Origin of the sequence: Colwellia marinimaniae (assembly GCF_002207865.1) — a bacterium.
Taxonomy (GTDB): Bacteria; Pseudomonadota; Gammaproteobacteria; order Enterobacterales; family Alteromonadaceae; genus Colwellia; species Colwellia marinimaniae.
The window spans coordinates 39,957-59,017 of sequence record NZ_BDQM01000021.1 but is presented as its reverse complement, the minus strand read 5'-3'; the positions used below and the strand labels follow the sequence as shown (position 1 = coordinate 59,017).

Annotated in this window: 15 protein-coding genes; 2 read left to right on the top strand and 13 right to left on the bottom strand. The window is 40.1% G+C overall.

Annotated features, from left to right (window positions below):
• The first annotated feature begins 70 nt into the window (after positions 1-70).
• Positions 71-1,990 carry a TolB-like translocation protein gene (locus MTCD1_RS12575; RefSeq protein ID WP_057181993.1) on the top strand — a complete coding sequence of 640 codons (1,920 nt, stop codon included), beginning with the start codon at positions 71-73 and terminating at the stop codon, positions 1,988-1,990.
• A 95-nt stretch (positions 1,991-2,085) separates the two neighbouring features.
• Here the strand turns inward: MTCD1_RS12575 and parC are convergent, their stop codons facing one another.
• The 13 genes from parC to MTCD1_RS12510 all read right to left on the bottom strand — a co-directional run bounded on the left by parC (position 2,086) and on the right by MTCD1_RS12510 (position 17,466).
• Positions 2,086-4,395, bottom strand: coding sequence for a DNA topoisomerase IV subunit A (gene parC, locus MTCD1_RS12570; protein WP_057181995.1), 2,310 nt, complete (start codon positions 4,393-4,395; stop codon positions 2,086-2,088).
• Between the two features lie 352 nt (positions 4,396-4,747).
• Entirely contained in the window at positions 4,748-6,073 is a 1,326-nt protein-coding gene (locus MTCD1_RS12565; RefSeq protein WP_057181997.1) for a sensor domain-containing diguanylate cyclase, read from the bottom strand.
• On the bottom strand, positions 6,073-7,983 hold the full coding sequence (locus MTCD1_RS12560; RefSeq protein WP_057181999.1) for a GGDEF domain-containing protein: 1,911 nt from the start codon (positions 7,981-7,983) through the stop codon (positions 6,073-6,075). The genes MTCD1_RS12565 and MTCD1_RS12560 overlap by 1 nt, the downstream gene beginning before the upstream one ends.
• 91 nt (positions 7,984-8,074) lie before the next feature.
• Positions 8,075-9,295 carry an organoarsenical effux MFS transporter ArsJ gene (gene arsJ, locus MTCD1_RS12555; protein WP_057182001.1) on the bottom strand — a complete coding sequence of 407 codons (1,221 nt, stop codon included), beginning with the start codon at positions 9,293-9,295 and terminating at the stop codon, positions 8,075-8,077.
• A 1-nt stretch (position 9,296) separates the two neighbouring features.
• A complete protein-coding gene (locus tag MTCD1_RS12550; RefSeq protein WP_057182003.1) occupies positions 9,297-10,349 on the bottom strand; it encodes an ArsJ-associated glyceraldehyde-3-phosphate dehydrogenase in 1,053 nt (350 codons plus the stop codon).
• A 33-nt stretch (positions 10,350-10,382) separates the two neighbouring features.
• Complete coding sequence (locus tag MTCD1_RS12545; RefSeq protein WP_057182127.1) at positions 10,383-10,760, bottom strand: ArsR/SmtB family transcription factor; 378 nt, start codon at positions 10,758-10,760, stop codon at positions 10,383-10,385.
• 256 nt (positions 10,761-11,016) lie between these two features.
• Positions 11,017-12,255: an HlyD family secretion protein gene (locus MTCD1_RS12540; RefSeq protein ID WP_057182005.1), complete on the bottom strand. Its 1,239-nt coding sequence runs from the start codon at positions 12,253-12,255 to the stop codon at positions 11,017-11,019.
• A gap of 1 nt (position 12,256) precedes the next feature.
• Complete coding sequence (locus MTCD1_RS12535) at positions 12,257-12,679, bottom strand: DUF3302 domain-containing protein (protein ID WP_057182008.1); 423 nt, start codon at positions 12,677-12,679, stop codon at positions 12,257-12,259.
• A gap of 70 nt (positions 12,680-12,749) precedes the next feature.
• Positions 12,750-14,636, bottom strand: coding sequence for a DNA topoisomerase IV subunit B (parE, locus tag MTCD1_RS12530; RefSeq protein WP_057182010.1), 1,887 nt, complete (start codon positions 14,634-14,636; stop codon positions 12,750-12,752).
• Between the two features lie 92 nt (positions 14,637-14,728).
• On the bottom strand, positions 14,729-15,322 hold the full coding sequence (locus MTCD1_RS12525; protein ID WP_057182130.1) for a YqiA/YcfP family alpha/beta fold hydrolase: 594 nt from the start codon (positions 15,320-15,322) through the stop codon (positions 14,729-14,731).
• A gap of 107 nt (positions 15,323-15,429) precedes the next feature.
• The gene (locus MTCD1_RS12520; RefSeq protein ID WP_057182013.1) at positions 15,430-16,260 is read right to left on the bottom strand and encodes a metallophosphoesterase; all 831 of its coding nucleotides are present in this window, start codon (positions 16,258-16,260) and stop codon (positions 15,430-15,432) included.
• 18 nt (positions 16,261-16,278) lie between these two features.
• Positions 16,279-16,773 carry a DUF1249 domain-containing protein gene (locus MTCD1_RS12515; RefSeq protein WP_057182015.1) on the bottom strand — a complete coding sequence of 165 codons (495 nt, stop codon included), beginning with the start codon at positions 16,771-16,773 and terminating at the stop codon, positions 16,279-16,281.
• A 45-nt stretch (positions 16,774-16,818) separates the two neighbouring features.
• Positions 16,819-17,466, bottom strand: coding sequence for an NUDIX domain-containing protein (locus MTCD1_RS12510; protein ID WP_082606570.1), 648 nt, complete (start codon positions 17,464-17,466; stop codon positions 16,819-16,821).
• A 143-nt stretch (positions 17,467-17,609) separates the two neighbouring features.
• On the opposite strand from MTCD1_RS12510, the gene tolC reads away from it, so the two are divergent.
• Positions 17,610-18,989, top strand: coding sequence for an outer membrane channel protein TolC (gene tolC, locus MTCD1_RS12505; protein ID WP_057182017.1), 1,380 nt, complete (start codon positions 17,610-17,612; stop codon positions 18,987-18,989).
• Positions 18,990-19,061 lie beyond the last annotated feature (72 nt).

Sequence of the window (19,061 nt, the reverse complement as noted above, 5' to 3'; positions counted from 1 at the left end):
GTGGCAACGGTAAAGCTATCACGGCGAAGAAGAAATAATTAAGACCATTCGCAAAGCTGGCTATCAATTAATGCCAGAGCCGCAATGGCAAAATAGCCCATCAAATATAAGTAAAGTATCTAACCCTGAGCCGCTAGAAAGTTCAATAAATTACTCCGTTGATAGCTCTATTAAAAATTCAGTATATCAAGAGCAAGATAAAGCAAATAATCAACCAACAGCGAATACCACTGCACTTACCGCTAACAAGAGTAAAGCGATAAACATTAACAGTACTCATGTACTGGTAACTTTAATCCTCAGCTTGTTAGTGCTGCTTTATATTCAGCAATTAGCCAGTGACAACGATATTAAAATTACCGCTATCACTAAACACCCCGGTAGTGAACTTTTTCCTTCGCCCTCTCCCGATGGTCGCTTTTTAGTCTATAGCCAAGTATCGGCTAATCAACCAACCAACTTGTTTATGAAAGACACTCATCAAGTTGAGTTACCACCAAAACAATTAACCTTTGATAGTGCCATAGAAAGACATAGCGTTTGGAGTAACGACGGCCAATACTTGTATTTTTCTCGTAAAGATAAGGCCAACAACAGCTGCTATTACATCCAATTAAAAGTCGCTAGCCAACAAGAAACACAACTAGCCACTTGTCCAATGCAAGGGGTTTATTATTACCTTGATATATCCCCTGATGACCAAACTCTTGCTGTCTATAACAAGGGCGGCTTAGCAAAGAGAACAGGCATATACTTTATTGATTTGTCATCAAAAAACTTTGCCATGACGCGATTTTCTTGTGATAGAGATTGTAGTTATAAAGATAGAGATATGTCATTCTCCCCCGATGGTAAATACCTGGCTGTTTCTAGGCGAATCAACCGCTTAAGTGAAAACATTTACCTTATTAATCTAGCAACTAAAGAGACAGAACAACTTACTTATGATGAAGAAGATATTGTCGGTATGTCTTGGTTTGGCGATAGCCAAAAATTAGTCTTTGCTGCCCAACGAGCAGATAATCGCTTTGGTTTTGTTATCGATATTGATAATCGAGTAAAACAGGCATTGAACTTAACAGGCTTTAGCTACCCGAGCATTGCTAAACAATCACAACAATTGTATTACCAAGAACGAATAGAAACCTCTTCCCTGGTAAGCTTACAGCTAAATGATGCTATAGCGAGTAGCCCTTTCCCGGTATTAAAATCAGATTTCACCTATGAATCACCTGATTACAACCCAATAATTGATTTAATAGTATTTTCTTCCAATGAGTCTGGCTTTGATGAACTTTGGTCAGCTAAACCCGATGGTAGCGCCCGTAAACAGTTAACCAATTTAAAACAAACATTACGTTACCCTAAATGGTCACATGATGGTCAAAATGTCGCCTTTTTAGCGCCGTTATCTGAAGATAGAGGCGATGGTATATATATTTACTCAGTAAAGAATGAGCGAGTCACATTACTCAGCAGCCCCTTTTTCCAGCATAATCGACCAAATTGGTCTATGGATGATAAGCAAATTATTTCGGCCATCTATGGTGATAAACATACCGATCTTTATAGCATTAATATCGCAGACTCCAGTACCCAGCGCCTCACTTTTGATGGTGCACGCTACGGCGTAATGATATCAGCCGAGACCTTGCTTTATACCAAACTTAGAAAAGGCTTATGGCAAAAGAACATCAATGATAGGCAAGCAGGTGAGAGAGTAATAGAGGGTGACTTCTTTAATACTTTATACGCATGGACTTATGAGCAAGGTCATGTCTACTATCAGAAAACCTTTGATGATCACTATCAATTAATCTCCTACGATCTCAAAAATAAAGTTCAAACGCCGCTAGTTAGATTACCGCTTAACTCCATATATAAAAATGATAGTCTGACCTATATTGCAACAGAAGATCGCTTGCTCTACACCAGCAGCAGTTTTCCTCAAGCCAATATCAACATGGTTACCAGCAAGCAATTATTTTAAAAAACAATCATATAAAAAGGCCAACAAACGTTAAACATTTGTTGGCCTTATTTTTTCTTATAACCTCTGCACAAAGTTGTTAACTCAAAACAGCTTTATTCACTTATTGGTGGCGTTTCATCAACACTGTCGTCGCTGACATTATTTACCGCTGTAGATTCAATTTCTATTTGTGAAACACGTTGTAAACCACGAGGCAGTTTATTACCACGGCGACCACGTTCTCCCATATAGTGTTCGATATCCGTAGCTTTCAGGGTAAGTTTACGCTTACCTGCATGTAAGGTAATGGCAGCCCCTTGTGGAATAATAGCAAGTATACTGACAAACTCTTCTCTCGTTTTTGCTCGGGCAGAAGGAATATTAATAATTTTATTGCCCTTACCTTTACTGAGTTCCGGTAAGTTTTTTACTGGAAACACCAGCATACGCCCTTCACTAGTAATGGTTAGACAGTAGTCAGTGTCAAAATTGTTAATTAATTGCGGCGCCATCACCTTAGCAGCTTCCGGTAAACTGATTAACGCCTTACCATTTTTATTGCGACTGACCATATCAGCAAAGCTACTGACAAAGCCATAACCGGCATCACTGACTAATAGGTACTTAGCCTCGTCATCTGACATTAGGCTATGGACAAAGCTCCGCCCTGTGGTCAAATTAAAGCGGCCGGTAAGTGGTTCGCCTTGCGAGCGAGCCGTGGGTAAGGTATGAGCGTCAGTCGTGAATGCCCTGCCATCGGAGCCGATAAAGACCACAGGGCGATTACTCCGCCCTTTTGAAGAGCATAAATAACCATCACCCGCCTTATAACTTAAGCTGGTTGGGTCTACATCATGACCTTTAGCACAACGTGCCCAACCTTTATCGGATAAGACAATAGTGACAGCTTCACTTGGTACTAAATCTTTTTCAGTCAGTGCTTTTGATTCAGTTCGTTCAACTATTCTAGAGCGGCGATCGTCACCATATTCTAGAGCGGCAGCAAGAATTTCTTTTTTCATAAGTGTACTCATACGCGCTTTTGAACTAAGGATTTTCTCTAAGTAATCTTGATCAAGGTGTAATGCATCTTGCTCGGCGCGAATTTTGACTTCTTCAAGCTTAGCAAGTTGACGCAGTTTAATTTCTAAAATGGAGTGCGCTTGTGTATCTGATAAAGAGAAGCGTGACATTAATTCGGCTTTAGGATCATCATAACCACGAATGATCGCTATCACTTCATCAATGTTTAAGTAGGCAACCAGTAAACCATCAAGAATATGTAAACGTGCCAAGACCTTATCTAAACGATATTGCAAACGACGACGGACGGTTTCACGACGAAATTCAAGCCATTCAGATAAAATGACCAGTAAGTTTTTAACTGCCGGACGGTTATCTAAACCTATCATGTTGATATTAACACGAAAGCTTTTTTCTAAATCGGTACTGGCAAATAAATGCTGCATTAACTGTTCAATATCGACACGATTTGAACGTGGAATTATCACGAGACGTACCGGATTTTCGTGATCAGACTCATCACGAAGATCGGCCACCATAGGCAGCTTTTTCGCCGTCATTTGGCCAGCAATTTGCTCTAATATTTTACCGCCAGAGGCTTGATGTGGCAGTGCCGTGACCACAATATCGCCATGTTCAACATCATAAACGGCGCGCATTTTAATACTACCACGCCCGGTTTGGTAAATTTTTTCAATATCGGCTTTAGGGGTAATTATCTCAGCATCGGTAGGATAATCTGGCCCTTTAACAAACTCGAGCAAGTCACTTACTTCAGCTTTAGGATTCTCAATTAAATGCACACAGGCAGCGGCCACTTCCCGGACATTGTGCGGCGGTATATCCGTTGCCATACCAACAGCAATACCGGTAATGCCGTTCAGGAGAATATGTGGCAAACGCGCTGGTAGGGTAATGGGCTCTTTCAGGGTGCCATCAAAGTTTGGCTGCCAATCCACTGTCCCTAGGCCTAATTCAGCCAGTAATATTTCACTAAATTTTGATAAGCGCGACTCGGTATAACGCATGGCGGCAAAAGATTTAGGGTCATCGGGTGCACCCCAGTTACCTTGGCCATCTACTAAGGGATAGCGATATGAGAAAGGTTGTGCCATTAAAACCATGGCTTCATAACAGGCGCTATCACCATGTGGGTGGAACTTACCTAGCACATCGCCTACAGTCCGTGCTGATTTTTTATATTTAGCTGTCGCAGATAAACCAAGCTCTGACATTGCATAAATTATGCGTCTTTGTACGGGCTTTAAGCCATCACCAATATGTGGCAAGGCACGATCCATAATAACGTACATGGAGTAGTTTAAATAAGCTTCTTCAGTAAATTGTCTTAAGGGAACTTGTTCTATTCCATCAAGGCTATATTCGAGCGTATCTGACATGAAAGGATTTCCTGATCGTACAAATCTAGTTATTTTTATTTGTTAACGTTATAGCTTATCTGATTATGAGCTTATAAAAAATAGATAAAGCAACAAAAGCGTTAATTATACCAAGTCTATTAAGTAATTTCACACTCAGCGAGAATTAAAAGGCGTAGAGGCAAGGCATTGATTGAAGAGAATGGTTATTCCCTTATCTAAATCAATAACACAGTATATACGCCTTTTAAGCTCGCCCTTTGGGAACTCATTAGCAAACTGATAACATCACACAAGGAATGAAACATATAATAACTATCTTTAAATAATTTTGTTTGTTCTAAGCTCGCTAATGTAGTTCTGAGTTAGGTAATTATTTAACAGAATTGGTATTACCCCTTCTTTCTTGTGCTTGGGCAATATTCTGATAACAAACGACACTATTTCGACCAAGTTCTTTCGCTTGATACATGGCCAAATCGGCACAATGTAATACTTGCTCAAAGGTCAATTTATTAGACGCCATGGTGGCCACACCGATACTGACCGTCACCCTACTCTGGAGGATTAACAATGAGAAGTCATGCTGTGCTATTTTTTCATTAATGCGCATAGCAATCGCTTTCGCTTTATTGCTATCGGCAAAAGGTAATATAGCAACAAATTCTTCACCGCCTAGGCGATAAAATACATCCCGAGAACGCATGGTTTCTTTTACCAGTTGGGCAATTACCCTAAGTATTTCATCGCCAACTTGCTCACCAAAGTCATCATTAATTTTTTTGAAATGATCTAAGTCCAACAATAGTATCGATAACTCCTCTGGCTGCTCAATAAAGCTAGCCACCATATGTTCTCCATGTTCAAACAAAGCACTGCGATTTGCTAAGCCAGTTAAGGCATCGGTTCTGGTTAATCGAATGAGTTTATTGCGTATTTTCAACTGTCTGAAAAAAAGTAGCACAAAAACGATAGCGGTACTGATAATTAGCGTGAAATTATACTGTTGCGTGGCTTTTTGCTCTTGTACTTCAGCAACTCGGCGAATTTTTAGTTTATTTTGACTAGCCAATAAGCTGTTGCTGGCCTTTTTATCATGCACTGTAAACGATTGCTCTAAAGACGCTATCATAGCTAGGCGCTTAGCTTTACGATAACTATAATATTTTTTTAAATACGATTTTTTCTCAAGATAGGCGAGATCAAATTGACCTTGTTGTGCGTAGTGAACGGCTAGAATTAAATGTAATTGCAAAAAATTGGGCTGATGTAATTGCTGTGCTGAAATTTGTGCCGATAACTTAAGGGCTTGCTCTAAAAGTACAATAATTTCACGGCTCTGTTTGTTATGGCTACTGTGTTCAACACCATTAGCTATGGCATTTTCTTTAAATAATGCTTGTGTGACTAATAATAAGTACTGCTCTGCCGCATTCAGTGGCGTGGTAGCTAAGGTAAGCTGTTCTAGTGCTCTGGCAATTTTCTGCTCATCAATACTTGCTTGCTTAAGTTGCGTAAGTATGGCGAGTAAATCTTCGTTGATAGGCAACAGACTTACTGCCGGCAGAGGTAATAACGCCTTTTCATTCGCTGGTTCCTCGGTTATGGCCGAGGCAATAATGGGCTCTTTTGCTAAACTAACCGATGCTAACATCAGCTGCATGAGCATAATAATTAACAGAATTTTACTGATATTCATTAGCCACAAACCTTATTTCTTCCTGACGCTTTGGCTTGATAAAGTTGTTCATCGGCTCTTTTTATCAAGCTAATTAAATCTTTATCATCGGCTAAAGTAGCGACACCAATACTAACGCTGACTTTTTCCAGCTTGTTAAACGGCCAAGAATGTTGACTGACAGCTGAGCGAATTCGCTCACTTATCTCTAATGCCGATTTCAACCTGGTCTTCGGTAAACAGACCATAAACACCTCACTACCAAAGCGTCCAAACAAATCACTTTTTCGCATCATATTCGTGCCAATATAGGCTACTTTCGCCAAGACTTTATCGCCTGTGCTATGACCTAAGCAATCATTAATGTCTTTGAAATGATCGATATCTATCAGTAAAATTGTTAAATTGTCCTGCTTTACTTGAGTAAAGTTAAAGGCCTGTTGCGCTTGCTTCATTAAACTGCGTCTATTAGCGACTCCCGTAAGAGTGTCAACATTGGCAGCCACTTTAAGTTTATGCTGACTTTGCAGCAATTTAACCAGTACCCAAGCAAAGGCTAAAGCAACTAAGGCACTGATGATGAGGTAAAAGCGCTGCTCTTCATTGGCTAACGTAGCGGCTCGTAAATTTTCATTATAAAGGTCTTTTTTATGGTGTAATATTTTATTTCGTTTATCCGCCTGTTCGCCTTCAAGCTTTAAACGTACTTGGGCAATAGAGCGATTATCTTCATTTTCATACAATTTATCGGTTAAAATGATCACTTGTGATAGGGTTTGAAAAGCGTGTTGAAATTGCGCTAACTTGTAATAAATACCGGCTTTCAACTCAATTAAGTAGACATAATTTTCTTTTTTAATCAAAGATAAACCCTGATTATTGGCTAATGTTTTTTCTACTTGGCTCAGGCTAACAAGCGCGTCATCAAAACGGTCCAACTTGTATAACATGTAGGCTTGATCATAATAAAATTGTAATTGATAATCGAGCTTCTCCGTTGCTTGCAAATACTGCTTTGCCATCAGTAAATATCGATAAGCGGCCTCAGGGTTGCTGTCTACTTTCTGTTGATATGCCCAGGCCATGCCAGAATAAACGCTATACATGCTATCACTCGGGCTGTCTTTATTTGACTCAGCAATGATGGTGTTAAAAACCGTGATTGCTTGTTGGTAGTCGTTGTTCCGAATATGATTAATAGCAATATTATACAAGCTAGTATGGGCCGATAATATCATACCGGCTTTTTTAAAATGTAAATACGACTGCTGATAATAAACCATTGACTGCTCATCTTGCAGTAAATACGAATACACAATACCAAGTTCACTGTTTACCGTCCCTTTAAGCTCTTCATCATCGGTTTGTCCAGCAATATTATAGGCGTCATTAAGCAAGACTAAAGAGCGTTTAAAATCATCGGTGAGATAAGCAATCGCCCCTAAATTAATAAGGCCTAAAGCGACTTGCACTTTGTTATGTAAAGATTCAGCAACTTCTAAGCCTTTTTTATATTCTTTCCTCGCTTGAGCAATATAACCTAAACTTTCAAAAGCAAAGCCTTTTAAATACAACAGTTCACTGATCAATATGCTAGGACTCGACAGCCTTTTCGCTATGGTTAGCCCCTGATTGGCCGTTTTTTTTGCGCTACTATATTTGTTTTGTTCTATTTGTATCTCAGCAAGCAGCTTAAAATATATTAAATTTTGCTCTATAGTGAGCGCTGTCAGCACCTTTTCATAAACCGTTAGTTGTTTAAGAGAGCGCACTAAGTCGGTTTTTTTCAGCTGTTCAACTTGCTCGATGACTTGATTAAACTGCTTAATATTCACTGTTTCTTGGCCAGTGCTGGCCATAGGCAATAACAGGCAGGCAATACTGATAACAATTGCTATTACCTGAGCAGATTTTTTAGCAAAATACAACAAACTGTAGTTCCTTAAGGCAGCAAAACGATTAGAGCGGTTAAGGCAGTATAAAACGATTTAGCCCTAGAGTTAAACCGTAATTTTTAACTATTTATGCTACTTTTCGAACAAAACAACTGGCCAATAAAATAAATATAAAAGCAAAAAACATACAGGCTGACAGGCCAAATTGCTGATAAATAACACCAGAGAGAACTGTACCTAACAGTCTGCCCATGGCATTAGCCATATAATAGAAGCCAACATCCATAGAGACACCTTCATCCCTGGCAAGGGCGACAATAAGATAGCTATGCAGTGATGAGTTCATAGCAAAAACAGCAGAAAATATAAATAGACCTACGATTAACACGGCATTACTTTGCGGAAAAAGGTAAATAGCAATAGATAAAAGCAAGGTAACCAGTGCCAGTAATACTGACCAAAAACCTGCTTGTTGACAGCGATTCTGTGCTGCCTTGGCAGTTAAAATATCGAGCAGCTTTGGCGCATTAGCTTGAATGATGCCATAAAAAATAATCCAACAGGCAAGAAAAGTGCCTACGTTTTGGTGTTGCCATTGTAATTGACTGGCCAAATAAACAGGTAGGGCAATGACAAACCAGACATCACGACCGGCAAACAGGCATAATCGTGCTGCAGATAAATAATTTAAGGGTGCATTTTTTGAAAATAACTGGCTAAATTTTGCTTTATAACGCGTTTTACCGATATTGCCACGCAGCATAGGATAAGTGCTTAAGGCAACAAGGGCTAAGGCACTAGCCATCAATAACAAGGCGTTTTGAAAGCCAAAAAGAGTAAGCAATAATCCGCCGAGAAAAAAACCGACACCTTTTAAGGTGTTTTTTGACCCCGTCAGTAAAGCCACCCATTGAAAGAGTTTACTTTGTCCTTGCGCACTATCCAAGTTGGCTACCAGTAATTTAATACTCGACTTAGCACTCATTTTGTTAAGATCTTTAGCAATGCCCGACAACGCTTGAGCAAACATGACATAGGTAATACTTAAATACTCACTTGGCACTGTTAACAGTGCTAAAGCGAGTATCTGTATCAGCAGACCAATGAACATGGTTTTATTTAACCCTATGCGTGCACCAAGCCAGCCACCAATAAGGTTAGTGATAACACCAAAAACTTCATAAAGTATAAATACGCTAGCTAAGGCTAATGGGCTATAACCTAACTGATAGAAATACAACAACACCAACATGCGCAACGCGCCATCGGTTAAGGTGAAAGCCCAATAATTAGCCGTGATAACTAGGTATTGTTTTACCGGGTTAGGCAAGGAGTTCAATGACTGCAAACTATGATTCGTTAATATCAGTTAAACTGAGGGCAATAATTTTCATTAGCTCGGCACTGCGATTAGCATAGCCCCATTCATTGTCATACCATAAATACATCTTCAGCTGAGTACCATTTATCACCATGGTTGATAAAGCATCAACGACACAGGATCTAGTATCGGTTTTATAGTCCACCGACACTAATGGCCTTTCCTCATAACCTAAAATACCTTTAAGCTCTCCTGCAGCAGCATCCGCCATTAACTGATTTACTTCCTCAACAGTCACATCGCGCTGCATTTCAAAAACACAATCCGTTAATGAGGCATTTGCCAGTGGCACTCGCACCGCATGACCATTTAACTTGCCTTTTAGCTCAGGGAAAATATCAGTGATGGCTTTTGCCGAGCCAGTTGTGGTAGGAATAAGCGACTGGCCACAGGCTCTTGCACGGCGTAAATCTTTGTGAGGGGCATCTAAAATAGTTTGGGTATTGGTAATATTATGAATGGTAGTCATGCTGCCATGTTTAATACCAATGTTATCTTGCAATACTTTAATTACTGGCGCTAAACAATTGGTGGTACATGAGGCGGCAGTAACAATACTATGCTGCTCACCTTGATAAAGTTGCTGATTAACGCCCATAACAATATTTACTATATCCTTATCTAAAATATTACCTGAGCTATCTTGCGCTATCTTCATTGGCGCAGTAAGCAATACTTTTTTTACTCCTTGAAGAAAGTAGGCTTGTAACTTAGCTTTATCGCGCATCACACCTGAAGCTTCAATAACAATATCACACCCTGACCAGTCGGTTTCAGCGAGACCCTCATTTTGGCTAACGTGCAGGGTTTTTCCTTCAATGTACATTAGCTTAGCGGTTGCTGTCGCTTCATATTGCCAACGGCCATGAATAGAGTCAAAATTAAGTAAATGAGCCAGGGTTGGTGCATCACCAGCTGGATCGTTAATTTGGATAAATTCTATTTCTGGCCAATGCCATGCGGCGCGTAAAATTAATCTGCCCATACGGCCAAAGCCGTTGATACCTACTTTTATTGTCATTTGTTTTTCCTATTATTCACTAAACTAGCTGATTTAATTACAACACTGTTGCACACGGTCCGGTCGTTCGCCCATCACGGCTAAATTTTGCAGACATTCATCGATCACCGGCAAGTTTTCCTCAAAACAATTTTGAATCACTGCTTGCTTCCATTGCGAAAGAGACTTGGCCAGAGAATAATAGACCCAACGACCTGACTTTCGTTCGCTGAGTAACTGCTGTTGCTTTAATAAGGCTATATGGCGAGATATTTTTGGCTGGGATAATTGCAACGCATGAGTTAGCTCACAAACACACAATTCGCTTTCATACCTCAACAATAATATGATCTTCAAGCGCGTATCATCGGCCATTGCTTTAAAAAATAATAAGCAGTCACTTTCTGTAACTCGTTTTGTAGTAGTGATCATTATTTCGGTCTCGTTAACTCGAACTTGCTCTGGGCAGTTCATTGCCCTAGATAATACATATGTTTTTTCATATGTATAGCAACTTAATTTAAATACTTAATTATGTGCGCTCATTTTAGCGTGCTTGCTCTATAACAATGTCCATACTAAAGTCATAAAAAAGCCCTCATAAAAGAGGGCTTTTTATTGCGACATTGCTGCTAGAGACTCTGGGATGCCAACCTTATAAGCCACTCAGGCTAAGGTAGGTTAACTGTTAACCTGAAAAGACTAGGCCCTTAACCGGCAGCAACAAGGCTTGTATTCGTAATATCATGGCATGAACAACCCCGACCGCATCAACCATGTGAAAATAGACTGACTCGATTGTGCTCAGTGTGCCACTGTTAATTAATTCATGATGATAGCTATAAACATTAGCAATACATTTTGTGCCCGGGATAACCCCATCGAGTCCACCTTCATATAAAGGCACAAGTTTTACCGTCAGTGTGCCAGGTCTTGCTCTTTCTTGTATATCCAATAAGGTCTCAACGGCTCTGATTTGCCCGGTAGCAATAACACTCTGCACGCTTGCTACCTTCATCGGGATAATGATGAAAGGCTTAGACAGGCAGGTGATTTCTGCAAAAGTACCCACCTTAATGACATTCGCCGATAATTGATTAAAGCCCGCTTGTACCGCTTCTTTTCCGGAAGCTGCACCAGAAGTTGGTACCAAGATCCCCGCAGCGCGAATCATAGGATTAACAAAGTCGCCCGGTTGCAAAGCAAATTGTTGCAATTCGCCATCAATATGGGCATAAACTGTGCGTTTAGCCTTATCAACAATGAACGAATCTAACTCTTTCAGAGCACTGGCTCTTTTAGCCGGTAAGACGATATCAATGACCGCTTGTGCTGATGCTTGATTAGCTTTCGCAGCAGATAACCCCGCTTTATTGATGGCTACGGTATCAGCCATTTTCTGCACTTCACTGGCACTGATAATATTTATCCCTTTGAGCGATAACTTCTTCTTGCGATCATATTCATTTTTTGCCCGCATATAAGAACTATTAGCTTGTTCGACATTACTCATAGCTATAACCAATTGAGCATTAGCGGTAGAAAACTCTGCTTCCACTTGTTTTACTTTTGCATCCGCTTTGTCAATAGCGGCTACTTGCGATTCATCATACATGCTAAACAGCGCAGTTCCCGCTTTCACTTTTTGATGATTCTCAACAAAAACATACTGCACTCGGCCACCTCTCTCTGGCATTATCGAGACGGTGCGAAACATGGGCGTAGCATTAGAAGTAGAGGGGTGGTAATAAAAGATTAACGTAACCAGTGATATAGTTAAAATAACACAGGCAGATATGCCCCAGCGCAGCTCATACCACATGGTAAAAAAGGTTATTTCTTTGCCCCAGGTCTTGCCTTGGCGATATTTTCTAAATAAATAATCCGGTAAAATGGTGATAAGTGAACATAAAAAAACTTCAAACATGTTAGTTATTCTCCTTATTAATCACTTGCTGTCCGGGTACTTGCTCTACTGAGTTTTTCTGCTCTGGTGCTTGTTGCTCAGGGGCTTGTGGTGCTGTGCCATCTTTAGCTTTAGCAATTATCTCTAACGACTTGGCCATAGATTTCAGTGGCGCTAAAAAATCAGGTACCTCCACCACGGCTAATACTAAGGCTGCCACCCAAAAGATATTGTTATGGGTGAATAAAGCTAAAATAGTTAATACGGTGATAAGCTGTATTTGACTATGATTTTTTCCGTGGGCAAGATGTTCAGGCACGGCGTGTAACTTGAAATATAAAACACCCGCAAGCAAGACGCCTACCACGAGGATAATAGTCATGACGATCATTAAAGGATCACTATTGGCTCCCGCCAAATATCCGGGCATAGACTCAGTACTCATTTGATTTCCCTCTCGTTTCTTTTGTTAAGTTTGTTTGTTAAGTAATAAAGCTAAGTTTTAAAGCTAAGTTTTAAACAATCGCCATATCACCTTTACTTTGTAACCATGCTTTACGGTCACCGGCGCGCTTTTTCGATAACAACATGTCCATCAATTCCATGGTCTTACTGTGATCATCTACCGTAAGTTGTACTAAACGACGCGTATTAGGATCCATAGTGGTTTCACGTAACTGCAAGGGGTTCATTTCACCCAAGCCTTTAAAGCGTTGCACGTTAACTTTACCGCGTTTTTTCTCGGCTTCAAGTCTATCGAGAATACCTTCTTTTTCTGCTTCATCTAAGGCGTAAAAGACTTCTTTACCAATATCAATACGATATAAAGGTGGCATGGCAACATAGATATGACCTTGTTGTACTAGTGGGTAAAAATGTTGAGTAAATAAGGCACACAATAATGTGGCAATATGCAGTCCATCCGAATCGGCATCCGCTAAGATACAAATTTTACCATAACGTAGCTCTGATAAGTCATCACTGTCAGGATCAATCCCTAAAGCTATTGAGATATTATGCACTTCTTCCGATGCTAATATTTGCGCTGAGTCTACTTCCCAGGTGTTTAATATTTTACCTCGCAACGGCATAATGGCTTGAAATTCACGATCGCGTGCTTGTTTAGCACTACCGCCAGCAGAGTCACCTTCCACTAAAAACAGCTCAGTTCTGGCTAGGTCTTGACTACTGCAATCGGTTAATTTACCGGGTAAAGCAGGACCCGAGGTGATTTTTTTTCTGACTACTTTTTTACTGGCTCGCATGCGTTTTTGCGCGTTACTGATACAAAATTCTGCCAGTGTTTCCGCTTTATCGGTGTGCTCATTAAGCCACAAACTAAAAGCATCTTTTACCACACCAGAAACAAAGGCGGCACATTTACGGGACGATAATCGTTCTTTAGTCTGTCCGGCAAATTGTGGATCTTGTATCTTAATAGATAAGATATAACTACATTTATCCCAAATATCATCTGGGGTTAATTTTACCCCACGCGGTAAAATATTACGAAATTCACAAAATTCACGCATCGAGTCAAGCAGCCCTTGGCGCAGGCCATTAACATGAGTACCGCCAACAATAGTTGGAATTAAGTTAACATAACTTTCCCCGACCCCTTCGCCACCTTCTGTTAACCAAGTAACCGCCCAATCGGCCGTTTCATGCTGAGAGGTAAAACTGCCAATAAAAGGCTGTTCAGGTAAGGAAACATAGTCTTTTATTGCATCTTGTAGATAATCGGTAAGGCCGTATTCATAACACCATTGGTATTTTTTATCTTCAATTTTGTCATGAAACTTAATGGTTAAGCCTGGGCATAATACCGCTTTAGCTTTAAGTAAATGGGTCAGGTGACGAACCGAAAATTTAGCAGTATCAAAATAGCTAGCATCGGGCCAAAATTTAACACTGGTGCCGGTATTACGTTTTCCTACCGTGCCAGTTTCGTGCAGCTCTTCAACTTTATCGCCATTTTCAAAGGCCATTTCATAGACTTTACCGTCTCGTCTAATACTGACATCAACCCGAGTTGACAAGGCATTAACTACGGAAATACCTACACCATGTAACCCCCCTGAAAACTGATAGCTTTTATTAGAAAATTTACCACCCGCGTGCAGTTTACAAAAGATAAGTTCAACCCCGGAGACACCTTCTTCCGGATGAATATCGATGGGCATACCGCGACCATCATCAATTATTTCAAGTGACTGATCCTGGTATAAAATAACACTAATATTTTGTGCATGCCCCGCAAGTGCTTCGTCCACTGAGTTATCAATAACCTCTTGACCTAAATGATTGGGTCGTGTGGTATCGGTATACATGCCCGGGCGGCGGCGAACTGGTTCTAGGCCACTGAGTACTTCAATGGAATCGGAATTGTATTGGTCAGTCATGTGAAACTCAATTTAATCGCGGTTAAAAGGTCTGGTGTTACGAGTATTTGCATTAGCGACGGCAGCTAGTGCAATGCTGATTTTATTAGTGGTTAATCAAGTTGAAAGAAGTCAGTTATGGTGGCTAAGCATTTATCAAAATTGATAAAACTATGATCACCCCCCCTTTGAACTATTAATCGGCAATGTTGATATTTTTCCACAGCTTGTTGGTAATTTAACACTTCATCCCCCGTTTGTACCATAACTAGGTAATTATTTTTTTGCTGACCAGAAATTGTTGGCGCACTTTGCTTTAATGCTTTTAGCTGCAGCATATGCTCTGCGGTCACCTGGTACACTTCTTGGGTGTAGGGGTTAACTTGTTCACCGATATAGTCATGCAGTAATTCATCGGGTGTTATCGCCGGATTCACTAACACTGCTAAATAATGATATTTTTCTGCCAGATAACTGGCAAAGTAGCCACCTAGCGAAGAGCCGATTAAATACCATTGGCTGTGATAATTGTGCTGTTCAATCAGTTGCTCTAATTGAGTAATAGCCTTAGCGGGTGTGGACGCTAATTGTGGACAGAAAAAACCGACCTCTGGATAGTTTTTGGCTAAGTAATGACGGGTTTGTTCGGCTTTTAGCGACAAAGGCGAAGAATTAAAGCCATGAATATAGAGGATGTTTTTTTGCATTATTACGTTTTTATGATTAAGCATTTTTAATTATTAAATAGCTGTCCTGCCTAGAAAAGTTACCATAACGCTGACATTTGCTAAAGCCTACTTTATAAATCACTATTTTATAAGTTAATAACATCACTATCAAGCTGGCCATTGCGGTATAAATAAAAAATCCGATAACCTGGGCCTTTAGCCAAAGCGGCAACACCATCGACGCTAGGATCAAATTGTATTGATGTTGCTGGGCAAGTATACAGAGTTACCGGCGCTTTAGCCGGTGTCGATTTTCCGGGGGCAAGATGGACTGTTTTAACTGCTTGTTTACCTTGCTTAGTGAGTTGCATAGCACTATGAACATGTCCACAGGCAATCGCTTTAATATTGTCAAAGTCATCAATGGCTTGCCAAAAAGCGCTTTTATTTTGCAAACCATATTTATCAATAAAGTAACCCACGTCTATAGGATGATGATGCATCATAACGAGCTGATGTTTATCTGCTTTGATAGCCTTTTGTAATTTCACTAAAGCTTGCTCAGCGACATAACCTGCAGGTGTTGCACTTTTGCTATCAAGAAGTTGAATTTGCCAATGCGGGTGGTCAATTGTAGTGTCAGAGGTAAACGGCGCGGCAGAAAAATATTGAGCTAGTAGTTCAGGCTCGTCGTGATTACCCGCCAGATAATATATAGGTACCGCAATACCACACTCATGAACGAGATCAACAAAATTTTGGTAGGACTGTTCGCTGTGATCTTGCGTCAAATCACCGGTAAAAATGACATAATCTATTTGTCGGTTATGACAGATACTCAATAATACTTTTCTTAGGTTGGCCAGAACATTATGACCATGGTGCAGGCCATTGACTGATGAAAACAAATGACTATCACTTATTTGCGCCAAAACGATGGGTTTATTTTCGGGTGAATCAGTTTCAGTCAAGTTCATAAGTTAACATGCCCTAATTTAAGAATGCAACTCAACATTCACTTGCCCTAAACGCAAACATAAATGTAACCACTCATTTAAAAACTGATTAGTTTGCTGCTTTTCATCTTGCTGGTGCATTTGACTATTAGGGTAATCGTAACGCGGTTTTACTTGCCTAATGTCTTGCGTGGCAAGTACTTCCGCCATACGAGCATCATGGTACAAACGAATAGTCATACGTGGATGCAGTGCACTGGCAACAACACTGGCAATATTTTTAAGCGAATGATGTAAGCTTTCCTGCTCAAAATCAATGACTGAAGTATAAGGAGTGACCTCTGTTATTGTTACCTTATAGGAGAGCAAGTCACTGATAAAAAAATGACGCACTTCACCAAGCGCTGACTTATCCGCTAATACTTTCAGTAATAACATGTAATTGTTGGCACATAAGCTCATCAAGCTAACTAAGTTAGGTTGGTAATTTTTTCTAATCCCGTTAACCAAGGCTCGGTTAGGAAAAAAACTCATAGCTGCCTCTTACTGATGCTTTTATTACGAGCAGGTTTAGTACCACTAACTTTTAGGAGAAAGTGATTGATAGTTCATTGCCAGCCATTGTAACCCGATAATTGTAGCGGCGTTAGTGATTTTACCCTGGGCTAATAAGTCTAGCGCCTTAGTGCGACTGACAAGGTGTAACAAGATATCTTCATTTTCTGCGTCTAAGCCATAAACTTGGCCATCATTAACTTTATTACTGTCAAAATGTGCCAAATAGAGATGAATACGTTCACTCATACCGCCAGGGCTAGAAAGGTATTGCATGATCGGTTGTAAGTTATCGGCACTAAGGCTGATATTAGCTTCCTCTTTAGCTTCTCGTATGGCGACTTCGATTGGACTTTCGTTTTCATCAAACATACCAGCAATAAACTCTAATAACCACGGGCTATCTTCTCCCCTGATGGCGCCAGCACGAAATTGCTCTATTAACAGCAGCTTATCTTGCTTGACATCATAAGGCATAACAACGACAGCATCACCACGCTCAAAAACTTCCCGGGTAAATTTCTGACTTTGCTGCCCTGAAAAAAGTTTATGCTGCAGGGTATATTCATTCATTTTAAAAAAGCCCTGATACTTGGTTTCAACAGAGTGCACCAACACCTGCTCATTATCGAATTGCAGCATAGCTAAGGGCTTATCTTTATTAATTGTCATTCAATATCTCGTTCAAAAAATAATTTGTTACACTAGTAAACAGTTATTTTATTTGGTTAATTTAAAAATCCATGTAGGATACCCTACCAACGAATACCCATAAATGAATAATAAGAGTAATACACCCAAGGAATTCCTTACTCATGAAAAGAACACTAAGCACCCTAATTATTGCGATAACCGCTGCTTTTAGCAGTACACATACTCAAGCCGATGATTTACTTACCGTTTATCAGCAAGCTCTATTAAACGATCCTGTGGTACTTAAAGCACAAGCTCAGTTTATGATAGTAAAAGAAGATATTGAGCAAGCCCGAGCAATATTACTACCACAAATTAACGCCACTGGTGGAATTTCCATTAGCGAGCGTGAATCACAACAGTCTCAACTAGTGGGCTCTAATGTGGTTGTCTATGATGCTACCTCCAATACTGATGTAACCAACTTTGGTGCTAACTTAAATATGCAACTTTATCATCATGATAGCTGGTTGCGTTTAGATAACGCTAAAAAAACAGCCCATCAAAGTGATTTAACCTATCAAGTTGCCAAACAAGATTTAATCACTCGTGTAGCTAAAGCTTACTTCGACTTGTTAAGTACCAAGGATGACCTTGTATTTTCCACGGCAGAAAAAGATGCTATTGCTCGCCAGCTAGAACAAACCAAGCAACGTTTTTCAGTTGGTTTAACGGCAATAACTGATGTTTATGAAGCCCAAGCGCAATTTGATAATGCCGTTACCGAAGAAATTCGCGCAGAAAATGCCATTTTCCAAGCAGAAGAAGAGTTACGGGTAATTACCAATACTTACCCCAGAAATATCAGTGTCTTAAATACTGAGCGTTTTAGCACTAGCACACCTATACCTAATAGTGCTGATGAATGGCAAGTAACCGCCGAAGCTAAAAACCTTGACTTAATTACCGCTAGAGTCGGTATTGATATTGCGCGAGACAGTATTAATATTGCTCGTGCAGGTCATTATCCAACCTTAAGTCTAAACGGTAATTGGGGCAGTGGTAAAAGTCAAACCAGTGTTGAGGCTCTGGGTTTCAATCAAGACTTTGATGAAACCCCTTATTTCGATAATTACTCGGTAGGTATTACCTTAAATGTGCCTATTTACTCGGGTGGCGCCATTCAAAGCTCAGTGCGTCAAGCACAAAGTCGCTTTATCCTGGCTAGCCAAGATTTATCATTAACCCACCGCAAGATTGTCCGTACCACACGTAATGCTTACAATACCGTTATTGCTGCTATTTCTGCGATAAAAGCGTATGAGCAATCGGTATTAAGTGCCCAAAAAGCACTGGAAGCGACTGAAGCAGGCTTTGAGGTAGGTACTCGTACCATAGTTGATGTCTTAGATAGTACCCGTAATTTATATAACGCTAAACGTAACTTATCATCGACTCGTTATGCCTATATTCAAAACGTTTTATTACTGAAACGTGCGGCTGGTACCATTACCGATGAAGATTTAACGGCTATTAACTCCGGTTTAATGGCAGTTAATTAGTTTTATGGTACTTATAACTAAACACTAGTTTATGCAGCCATTAAAAAAGCCCTAAGCAATACCTTTGCTTAG

Excerpts from the sequence above, each read along its gene's own strand:
- MTCD1_RS12575 (WP_057181993.1), top strand. The coding sequence starts at position 71 with ATGCCAGAGCCGCAATGGCAAAATAGCCCATCAAATATAAGTAAAGTA.
- parC (WP_057181995.1), bottom strand. The coding sequence starts at position 4,395 with ATGTCAGATACGCTCGAATATAGCCTTGATGGAATAGAACAAGTTCCC.
- MTCD1_RS12565 (WP_057181997.1), bottom strand. The coding sequence starts at position 6,073 with ATGAATATCAGTAAAATTCTGTTAATTATTATGCTCATGCAGCTGATG.
- MTCD1_RS12550 (WP_057182003.1), bottom strand. The coding sequence starts at position 10,349 with ATGACAATAAAAGTAGGTATCAACGGCTTTGGCCGTATGGGCAGATTA.
- MTCD1_RS12545 (WP_057182127.1), bottom strand. The coding sequence starts at position 10,760 with ATGATCACTACTACAAAACGAGTTACAGAAAGTGACTGCTTATTATTT.
- MTCD1_RS12540 (WP_057182005.1), bottom strand. The coding sequence starts at position 12,255 with ATGTTTGAAGTTTTTTTATGTTCACTTATCACCATTTTACCGGATTAT.
- MTCD1_RS12535 (WP_057182008.1), bottom strand. The coding sequence starts at position 12,679 with ATGAGTACTGAGTCTATGCCCGGATATTTGGCGGGAGCCAATAGTGAT.
- parE (WP_057182010.1), bottom strand. The coding sequence starts at position 14,636 with ATGACTGACCAATACAATTCCGATTCCATTGAAGTACTCAGTGGCCTA.
- MTCD1_RS12525 (WP_057182130.1), bottom strand. The coding sequence starts at position 15,322 with ATGCAAAAAAACATCCTCTATATTCATGGCTTTAATTCTTCGCCTTTG.
- MTCD1_RS12520 (WP_057182013.1), bottom strand. The coding sequence starts at position 16,260 with ATGAACTTGACTGAAACTGATTCACCCGAAAATAAACCCATCGTTTTG.
- MTCD1_RS12515 (WP_057182015.1), bottom strand. The coding sequence starts at position 16,773 with ATGAGTTTTTTTCCTAACCGAGCCTTGGTTAACGGGATTAGAAAAAAT.
- MTCD1_RS12510 (WP_082606570.1), bottom strand. The coding sequence starts at position 17,466 with ATGACAATTAATAAAGATAAGCCCTTAGCTATGCTGCAATTCGATAAT.
- tolC (WP_057182017.1), top strand. The coding sequence starts at position 17,610 with ATGAAAAGAACACTAAGCACCCTAATTATTGCGATAACCGCTGCTTTT.